Genomic DNA, 8,905 nt, shown 5'->3' with positions numbered 1-8,905 from the left:
GCCGCCCGCGCGGCGCATCGCGGATGAATCCGCTCCTACATTTGTTGCAACGTGGCCAGGACAGATAGGCCATGGTTGTTTGCTTTGTTGGTACGACGCGGTTCATTGGCTGGCGCTGCCGCCCCGCGAGGCTCACGCCGTGCGCTAAGGCTAGCGACCATGGCCTAACAGGTGCGGCACGTTGCAACCGATGTAGGAGCGGATTCATCCGCGATGCGCCGTGCGGGCGGCGCTCGATTTGCGCATCGCCACAAGATCTGAGACGGGCACCTGGCAGCCAACACTCGATTTTTTCGAGCGTAGCCAATCCTCTGCAAGATTTCGTGACCGTCCATAAAAAAGGCTGCCCGGAGGCAGCCTTCTTGGTTAGCTGGATGATCAATCCCAGCTCAGAGCACCACCAGTCTGGTACTCAATCACGCGTGTCTCAAAGAAGTTCTTCTCCTTCTTCAAGTCCATGATCTCGCTCATCCAAGGGAACGGGTTGGTAGTCCCCGGATACTCTTCCTTCAGACCAATCTGAGTCAGTCGACGGTTGGCAATGAACTTGAGGTAATCCTCCATCATCGCCGCGTTCATCCCCAGTACGCCGCGCGGCATGGTGTCACGGGCGTATTCGATCTCCAGCTGGGTACCCTGCAGAATCATCTGGGTAGCCTCTTCCTTCATCGCGGCATCCCACAGGTGCGGGTTTTCGATCTTGATCTGGTTGATCACGTCGATGCCGAAGTTCAGGTGCATGGATTCGTCGCGCAGGATGTACTGGAACTGCTCGGCGACGCCGGTCATCTTGTTGCGGCGGCCCATGGACAGGATCTGGGTGAAGCCGCAGTAGAAGAAGATGCCTTCCAGCACGCAGTAGTAGGCGATCAGGTTGCGCAGCAGCTCTTTGTCGGTTTCGACGGTGCCGGTGTTGAACTCCGGATCCGAGATGGCGCGGGTGTACTTCAGGCCCCAGGCGGCTTTTTTCGCGACCGACGGGATCTCGTGGTACATGTTGAAGATCTCGCCTTCATCCATGCCCAGCGACTCGATGCAGTACTGGTAGGCGTGGGTGTGGATCGCCTCTTCGAAGGCCTGGCGCAGGATGTACTGGCGGCACTCGGGGTTGGTGATCAGGCGGTACACGGCCAGGGCCAGGTTGTTGGCAACCAGCGAGTCGGCGGTGGAGAAGAAGCCGAGGTTGCGCATCACGATGCGGCGCTCGTCTTCGGTCAGGCCGTCCATGCTCTTCCACAGGGCGATGTCGGCGGTCATGTTGACCTCTTGCGGCATCCAGTGGTTGGCGCAGCCGTCGAGGTACTTCTGCCAGGCCCAGTCGTACTTGAACGGTACCAGTTGGTTCAGGTCGGCGCGGCAGTTGATCATGCGCTTTTCATCGACCGCGACGCGGGCCGAGGAGCCTTCCAGCTCGGCCAGGCCTTCGGCGATGTCCAGGGCGTCCAGCGCAGCCTTGGCGCGCTTCACGGCGTCGGAGTCGGCGGCGGTGGCGGCGCGGGCTTCCAGGGCGGCGGCACCGCCGGCGCTGTCGAGCTTGTCGAGGGTGGTGGCGGCGGCGGCCTGCGCGGGGGTGTTGGCCTTGGCGGCTACTTCGCCGTCTTCTTTGTCGAATTCGTCCCAGCTCAGCATGGTCCTGGCTCCTGCTAGAGGGTTGCGCGGGGCAACCGGTTGGATTTTGAAGTGATGCCTGTGCGGCGCGACGCCAATGGGCGCTGCGGCTGGCAGTGAGAGCGGGCTCTCGTCACGTTTGAAGGTGTTTGATTCAGCGCCTGGCCTGCACTCGGGCGAGGGGGCAGGGCGCTTGAAAGCTGTACGGCAACGATGAAACCTGCGGTCTGGCCCAGTGGGGCTTGCTTCACGCAGTCGATCATTGGTTCAACCCTTTTTTGGGGGGCGAAGTATACCGGAATTCATGTCGGATCGGGGGGGCAGGGCGCGGCCGGTGGTAATTTTTCGACCGGGATTATGCGCTTGCGTTCAGCCGATTCGGGTTGTTTTCACTGGGGTGAGAGTCTAGCTCTAAATGCGAGCGGATCCTATATGTAGTGTGGTTTTTTTTATTTGCCACAGCATATGGTGTTTTGATCTGGGGCATGACCCTGGAAGGGGATTGTCTGTACTGGCCTCTTCGCCGGCAAGCCGGCTCCTACAAGGGGAGCGCGGGGCGGCCGGCAGCGGGGCAAAAAAATGCCGCCTCAAACACCCGTGAGGGCGGTTGAGGCGGCATGGTCAGCTCAGCGCTGCGAAGGCCTTATTGGCAAGCTTCGCAATCCGGCTCGTCGATGGCGCAAGCCTTCGGCACTGGCGCAGGACCTGCGGCCTGGACCGGGGCACTGTCACCGCCGCTCGACACGGCGTTGAGCTTGCCGGTGTTGATGGTCGACTTCTCGGTGCTGGTCGCGGCCAGGGCACGGAGGTAGTAGGTGGTCTTCAGGCCACGGTACCAGGCCATGCGGTAGGTCACGTCCAGCTTCTTGCCCGAAGCGCCAGCGATGTACAGGTTCAGCGACTGGGCCTGGTCGATCCACTTCTGGCGACGGGAGGCGGCGTCGACGATCCACTTGGTCTCGACTTCGAACGCGGTGGCGTACAGGTCCTTCAGCTCTTGCGGAATACGCTCGATCTGCTGCACCGAACCGTCGTAGTACTTCAGGTCGTTGATCATTACCGAGTCCCACAGGCCACGGGCCTTCAGGTCGCGGACCAGGTACGGGTTGATCACGGTGAACTCGCCCGACAGGTTCGATTTCACGTACAGGTTCTGGTAGGTCGGCTCGATCGACTGCGACACGCCGGTGATGTTGGCGATGGTCGCGGTCGGCGCGATGGCCATGATGTTCGAGTTACGAATACCTTTTTGCACGCGCTCGCGCACCGGCGCCCAGTCCAGGCTTTCGGTCAGGTCGACGTCGATGTACTTCTGGCCACGGGCCTCGATCAGGATCTGCTGGCTGTCCAGCGGCAGGATGCCCTTGGACCACAGCGAACCCTGGAAGGTCTCGTAGGCACCGCGCTCGTCGGCCAGGTCGCAGGACGCCTGGATCGCGTAGTAGCTGACCGCTTCCATCGACTTGTCGGCGAACTCGACGGCAGCGTCGGAGCCGTACGGGATGTGCTGCAGGTACAGCGCGTCCTGGAAGCCCATGATGCCCAGGCCGACCGGGCGGTGCTTGAAGTTCGAGTTGCGCGCTTGCGGCACCGAGTAGTAGTTGATGTCGATCACGTTGTCGAGCATGCGCACGGCGGTGTTCACGGTGCGTTGCAGCTTGGCGGTGTCCAGCTTGCCGTCGACGATGTGGTTCGGCAGGTTGATCGAGCCCAGGTTGCAGACCGCGATCTCGTCCTTGTTGGTGTTCAGGGTGATCTCGGTGCACAGGTTCGAGCTGTGGACCACGCCCACGTGCTGCTGCGGCGAACGCAGGTTGCACGGGTCCTTGAAGGTCAGCCATGGGTGGCCGGTCTCGAACAGCATCGACAGCATCTTGCGCCACAGGTCTTTGGCCTGGATGGTCTTGAACACCTTGATCTTGTTGTACTCGGTCAGGGCTTCGTAGTACTCGTAGCGCTCTTCGAAGGCCTTGCCGGTCAGGTCGTGCAGGTCAGGCACTTCCGATGGCGAGAACAGGGTCCACTTGCCGTCATCGAAGACGCGCTTCATGAACAGGTCGGGGATCCAGTTGGCGGTGTTCATGTCGTGGGTACGACGGCGGTCATCACCGGTGTTCTTGCGCAGCTCGATGAATTCTTCGATGTCGAGGTGCCAGGTTTCCAGGTAGGCGCACACGGCGCCCTTGCGCTTGCCACCCTGGTTCACGGCGACGGCGGTGTCGTTGACCACTTTCAGGAACGGCACGACGCCTTGCGACTTGCCGTTGGTGCCCTTGATGTACGAGCCCAGGGCGCGCACCGGGGTCCAGTCGTTGCCCAGGCCACCGGCGAATTTCGACAGCATGGCGTTGTCGTGGATCGCGTGGTAGATGCCCGACAGGTCGTCCGGAACGGTGGTCAGGTAGCAGCTGGACAGCTGTGGGCGCAGGGTGCCGGCGTTGAACAGGGTTGGCGTGGAGGCCATGTAGTCGAAGGACGACAACAGGTTGTAGAACTCGATCGCGCGGGCTTCTTTATCTTTCTCTTCCAGCGCCAGGCCCATGGCCACGCGCATGAAGAACACCTGTGGCAGCTCGAAGCGCACGCCATCCTTGTGGATGAAGTAGCGGTCGTAGAGGGTCTGCAGGCCCAGGTAGGTGAACTGCTGGTCGCGCTCGTGGTTGATCGCCTTGCCCATGCGCTCCAGGTCGTAGCCTTTCAGGGCGGGGTCGAGCAGCTCGAACTCGACGCCTTTCTCGACGTAGGCCGGCAGCGCCTTGGCGTACAGGTCGGCCATCTCGTGGTGAGTGGCGCTGTCGGCGACGTTCAGGAAGCCCAGGCCTTCGGCGCGCAGGGTGTCCATCAGCAGGCGGGCGGTGACGAACGAGTAGTTGGGTTCGCGCTCTACCAGGGTGCGGGCGGTCATCACCAGGGCGGTGTTGACGTCCTTGAGGGCGACGCCGTCGTACAGGTTCTTCAGGGTTTCGCGCTGGATCAGGTCGCCATCGACTTCGGCCAGGCCTTCGCAGGCTTCGCTGATGATGGTGTTCAGGCGGGCCATGTCCAGAGGGGCCAGGCTGCCGTCGGCCAGGGTGATGCGGATGCTTGGGTGCGGCTCGACCACGGCGTCGGTGTTGGCGCGGGTGGCGCGCTCCTTGGCGCGCTGGTCGCGGTAGATCACGTAGTCGCGGGCGACTTTCTGCTCGCCGGCACGCATCAGGGCCAGTTCGACCTGGTCCTGGATTTCTTCGATGTGGATGGTGCCACCCGATGGCATGCGACGCTTGAACGTGGCGGTGACCTGCTCGGTCAGGCGCGCGACGGTGTCGTGGATGCGCGACGAGGCGGCGGCGGTGCCGCCTTCAACTGCGAGGAACGCCTTGGTGATGGCCACGGTGATCTTGTCGTCGGTGTAGGGGACGACAGTGCCGTTGCGCTTGATCACGCGCAGTTGGCCCGGAGCGGTGGCAGCCAGATCCTGGTTGGATTCGGCCTGCGGCGCCTTGGCCTGCGGGTTCTCGCGAGTTGTGTCGGTTTGCATGGGTGGGTGTCTCCACAGTTTCTAGTTTGTTCAGGCGCCTGTTGGGGCGCCCACCGTTCCGTCCACTTGTTCGATGGCCCGGGCGGGGACGCGCGTGATGCACGCGCATCCGCCCGCTCGGGCGTACCGACTTCGGGACAGACTCAGGAATTGGGGGCAATAAGCTGCCGCTCCCTGGCCGAAGTCAAAGGTTCTGGGCGTACCCAAAATCTGTTGCTGATGAGTGCGAGACAGTGCCTGCAACACTCATACCCGAACAAGGCCGTCTGGGGGCTTGCATCGGTGGCCTCCGCAGGAGCGGTTTGGCTGCTGGAATCACGTTAAGTTCAGTCAGTAAATTCGCTTGAATTTGCCGGTTGACTTGTGTTTGTGATTTTGCACGAAACCCTATATCTAGTGGTTCGCTGCGATAGGGATACAAGATAATGCGGTCTTGGGGGCTTTGCAAGACAAGCGCCTGTGGATAAGTTGTGGGTACTTTGTGGGTTTTTGCTGTAAGCCTTATCCCAAGAGGTTTGCACTATTTTTTACCTGTGCTACGCCTCTGCGCAGAATTTTGCGGGCGCGAACCCTATCACAAAAAACGGTTCAGTCGAGGGGCGTCTTGCGTGGTTGGCAGGGGTGGGGGCGGGACGTAGTATCGGCAGGCGATGTTGCGCTTTGGTGAAAGGGAATTTCCATCGGATCAGGCAGTTGCGATGGCAGGACGGGCGCATACCTGTAGGAGCCGGCCTTGCCGGCGAAGGGGCCGCAGCAGCCAACGCAAGAACAACAATAAAAGACCAACACAAGGTAAGGCCATGGACCAGCCAGCAAACCGTATCCTCATCGTCGAGGACGACCAGCGCCTCGCCGAGCTCACCGCCGAATACCTCCAGGCCAACGGTTTCGAAGTGGCGGTGGAAGGCGACGGTGGCCGTGCCGCGCGGCGCATCATCGACAGCCAGCCAGACCTGGTGATCCTCGACCTGATGCTGCCTGGCGAGGACGGCCTGAGCATCTGCCGCCGCGTGCGCGGCCAGTACACAGGCCCCATCCTCATGCTCACCGCCCGCAGTGACGAGCTCGACCAAGTCCAGGGCCTGGACCTGGGCGCCGACGACTACGTCTGCAAGCCGGTGCGCCCGCGTCTGCTGCTGGCGCGCATCAGTGCCTTGCTGCGCCGCAGCGAAGCACCCGAACGGCGCCAGGACCTGACCTTCGGCCCGCTGCATATAGACAGCCGCCAGCGTGAAGCCCGCCTGGGCGGCCAGCTCATCGAACTGACCGGCGCCGAATTCGACCTGCTCTGGCTGCTGGCCAGCAACGCCGGGCGGGTGTTGTCCCGCGAAGAGATCTTCACCTCGCTGCGCGGCGTCGGCTACGACGGCCAGGACCGCTCCATCGATGTGCGCATCTCCAAGATCCGCCCCAAGATCGGCGACGACCCGATCACCCCGCGCCTGATCAAGACCCTGCGCAGCAAGGGCTACCTGTTCGTCGGCGAGGCGCCATGAACTCGATCTTCCTGCGCATCTATGGCGGCATGCTCGCGGTGTTGGTGCTGGTGGCCGTGCTCGGTGTGCTCAGCCTGCACCTGGTCAACGAGATCCGCGCCGGTCAGCACCGCGAGCGCCTGGCCCAGGGCACCTTCAGCCTGATGGCCGACAACCTGGCGCAGCAGAATGCGGTGGAGCGCACCCGTTCGCTGGTGATCTGGGAGCGACTGCTCGGCGTGCCGCTGGACCTGCAGCCGATGTCGGGGTTCACCCTCGATGGCGGGCAGCGCGCGCGCCTGTACCGCGACTTGGTCGTGGTCGAGAAGACTGGCCCGCATGCCGCCCGGGTACTGCGCAGGGTCGGCCACGAAGATGTGCTGCTGGTGGCCGAGGTGAAGCAGATCAGCGAGCAGTTGGCCCGCGCGACCCTTTATCTACTGGCCGACGAACTCGTGCGCTACCCGGTGACCGAGCAGCAGGCGCGCCTGGCGCAGCTCAGGCAGAGCAAAGGCTTCGGTTTCGACATCGCCTTGCAGCGCATCGAGCGGGCGGCGCTGGACGACGATCAGCGCCGTCGGGTGGAGGAAGGCGACACGGTGATGGCACTGGGCAAGGATGGCGACTCGATCCGCGTGTTCTCGGGGCTTGCCGGGTCACCCTGGGTGCTGGAGATCGGCCCGCTGTACCAGCTCAACCCCTATCCGCCGCAATTGCTGATCCTGATCGCCTTCCTCGGGCTGTGCCTGATCGGGCTGGTGGTCTACCTGCTGGTGCGCCAGTTGGAGCGACGCGTGTCGGGCCTTGAAGTGGCGGCTTCACGTATTGCCCAGGGCAGCCTGGACACCCGGGTGCCGGCGGGCGACGCCGACTCGGTCGGGCGCCTGGCCGCGGCCTTCAATGGCATGGCCGAGCACTTGCAGCGCTCGCTGACCATGCAGCGCGAGCTGGTGCGGGCGGTGTCCCACGAGCTGCGCACGCCTGTGGCGCGGCTGCGCTTCGGCCTGGAAATGATCGAGAGCGCCAGCACCGAACAGGCCCGGGCCAAGCACCTGGCCGGCATGGATGGCGATATCCAGGACCTGGACCGGCTGGTTGACGAGATGCTCACCTACGCCCGCCTGGAGCAGGGCGCGCCGGCCTTGCACTTCCGGGTGGTGGACCTGGACGAACTGCTGGCGCGAGTGATCGAGGAGCTGGCGCCGCTGCGGGCCGAGGTGAAGGTGGTGCGGGGTGAGTGCCAGGGCCTGGAGGGTGCCGATGCCCGGGTCGAAGCCGAGCCGCGCTATTTGCACCGCGCCCTGCAGAACCTGGTGAGCAATGCCATGCGCCATGCCGAATCCGAGGTGCGCCTGAGCTATCAGGTCGGCCAGCAGCGTTGCCGCATCGATGTGGAGGACGACGGGCCAGGGATCCCGGAAGGCGTCTGGGATCGCATCTTCACGCCGTTCACCCGGCTCGATGACAGCCGCACCCGCGCATCCGGTGGGCATGGGCTGGGCTTGTCGATCGTGCGCAGGATCATCTATTGGCATGGTGGCCGCGCCTTGGTCGGGCGCAGCGAGCGGTTGGGCGGCGCCTGCTTCAGCCTGAGCTGGCCGCGTGAGCAGCCCCGGGACTAGACGCTGACCAGGCTGAGCAGGTGGCCATCCTGGACGCAGAACTGGCCATCGAGCTCGACGCCGTGGTGCCATTCGGGCGACAGGTCGGTGAGCAGGCGCAGGCGGGCGCGGCCGTCGGCGGACCAGGTCAGCAGTTCGGCGTGTTCGAAGTAGAAGCGCTGTTTGGTCAGCGGGTAGAGCGTCTTGAACAGGCTCTCCTTGAGCGAGAAGGTCAGGGTCACGGCCAGGGCTTGCTGGCTGCGGTCCAGGCGTTCCATCTCCATGGGGGTGAGGATCTCGCCGGCCAGACGTTCGGCGCGTTCCTCGCTCAACAGGGTTTCCTGGTCCAGGCCCAGGCCACGGCACTGGCCATCGGCGGCGACCACCGCGGCAGCCCAGCCTTGGCCGTGGGTGATCGAGCCGTGGATGCCGGCCGGCCAGATGGGGGAGCGGTCCTCGTGGCTGGCGGGCGCATGGTCACGGCCGTCCAGGATCCGCAGGGCCTCGCGGGCGCAGACCCGGCCGGCCAGGTATTCGGCCTGGCGCTTGGCCACCGAGCGTTGCAGGCTGGCGGTCTGGGCGATGCCGGCGCGCTGGAAGTCGTCTGGCGCGAGGTTGGCCGGGTCGAAGGCGCAACTGACCAGTACGGCGCCGGGGACCGGGCGGGGCAGGGGCCAGTGGTGCTGGAGGGGGGCGCAGCA

5 protein-coding genes are annotated in these 8,905 nt (G+C 63.9%); 2 read left to right on the top strand and 3 right to left on the bottom strand.

The genetic code is table 11. The features are described from left to right. Nucleotides 1-378: 378 nt before the first annotated feature. On the bottom strand, nucleotides 379-1,629 hold the full coding sequence (locus tag P5705_RS25255) for a ribonucleotide-diphosphate reductase subunit beta (RefSeq protein WP_214500462.1): 1,251 nt from the start codon (nucleotides 1,627-1,629) through the stop codon (nucleotides 379-381). Between the two features lie 622 nt (nucleotides 1,630-2,251). After that, nucleotides 2,252-5,128 (bottom strand): ribonucleoside-diphosphate reductase subunit alpha, encoded by a 2,877-nt coding sequence (locus tag P5705_RS25250; protein ID WP_240067177.1) that lies wholly within the window; start codon nucleotides 5,126-5,128, stop codon nucleotides 2,252-2,254. An 800-nt stretch (nucleotides 5,129-5,928) separates the two neighbouring features. On the opposite strand from P5705_RS25250, the gene P5705_RS25245 reads away from it, so the two are divergent. Together P5705_RS25245 and P5705_RS25240 are read left to right on the top strand one after the other, a co-directional pair. Further along, nucleotides 5,929-6,624 (top strand): response regulator transcription factor, encoded by a 696-nt coding sequence (locus tag P5705_RS25245; protein WP_277463592.1) that lies wholly within the window; start codon nucleotides 5,929-5,931, stop codon nucleotides 6,622-6,624. Further along, nucleotides 6,621-8,225 carry an ATP-binding protein gene (locus P5705_RS25240; protein WP_277463591.1) on the top strand — a complete coding sequence of 535 codons (1,605 nt, stop codon included), beginning with the start codon at nucleotides 6,621-6,623 and terminating at the stop codon, nucleotides 8,223-8,225. The genes P5705_RS25245 and P5705_RS25240 overlap by 4 nt, the downstream gene beginning before the upstream one ends. Here the strand turns inward: P5705_RS25240 and P5705_RS25235 are convergent. Continuing rightward, a partial coding sequence (locus P5705_RS25235) for a 4'-phosphopantetheinyl transferase family protein (RefSeq protein WP_277463590.1) occupies nucleotides 8,222-8,905 on the bottom strand: 684 nt, incomplete at its 5' end. The genes P5705_RS25240 and P5705_RS25235 overlap by 4 nt on opposite strands.

Origin of the sequence: Pseudomonas entomophila, assembly GCF_029478665.1 — a bacterium.
Classification (GTDB): domain Bacteria; phylum Pseudomonadota; class Gammaproteobacteria; order Pseudomonadales; family Pseudomonadaceae; genus Aquipseudomonas; species Aquipseudomonas entomophila_F.
Note: the sequence above shows the minus strand (reverse complement) of the source record. Positions and strands in the feature narration are given on the sequence as shown.

What these genes read in the sequence shown, in the direction of transcription:
- P5705_RS25255 (WP_214500462.1), bottom strand. Translation starts at nt 1,629, where the DNA reads ATGCTGAGCTGGGACGAATTCGACAAAGAAGACGGCGAAGTAGCCGCC.
- P5705_RS25250 (WP_240067177.1), bottom strand. Translation starts at nt 5,128, where the DNA reads ATGCAAACCGACACAACTCGCGAGAACCCGCAGGCCAAGGCGCCGCAG.
- P5705_RS25245 (WP_277463592.1), top strand. Translation starts at nt 5,929, where the DNA reads ATGGACCAGCCAGCAAACCGTATCCTCATCGTCGAGGACGACCAGCGC.
- P5705_RS25240 (WP_277463591.1), top strand. Translation starts at nt 6,621, where the DNA reads ATGAACTCGATCTTCCTGCGCATCTATGGCGGCATGCTCGCGGTGTTG.